Origin of the sequence: Campylobacter australis (assembly GCF_050586305.1) — a bacterium.
In the GTDB taxonomy this organism is placed as follows: domain Bacteria; phylum Campylobacterota; class Campylobacteria; order Campylobacterales; family Campylobacteraceae; genus Campylobacter_A.
Genome location: NZ_JAXUAA010000037.1, coordinates 1 through 211 on the forward strand (window position 1 = coordinate 1; position 211 = coordinate 211).

Consider the following 211-nt stretch of genomic DNA (forward strand, 5'->3'; position numbering starts at 1 on the left):
TGTAATCAAGATTGGAGAGATAAAAACAAGACAAAATGAAGCGGTGCAAATCATAAAAGATAATTATAAAATAATTTTAAAAAGCAATTGGATGGGAGAGCCTACAAAAAATAAATGGGTCTTAAGTGCGTATGAAAATAGCAAGGGGAAGTCATCAAGTATATCATCTGACGACTTTACAAAAGCAGATAATCTTGCTAAAACCCCTAAT

General features: G+C 31.8%; 1 protein-coding gene. It reads left to right on the forward strand.

Annotation, left to right across the window (positions count from 1 at the left end; all coding sequences use genetic code 11):
- Positions 1–10 precede the first annotated feature (10 nt).
- Positions 11–211, forward strand: a 201-nt coding sequence (locus U5B17_RS09715; protein ID WP_489699217.1) for a putative barnase/colicin E5 family endoribonuclease, incomplete at its 3' end; no start/stop codon positions are given.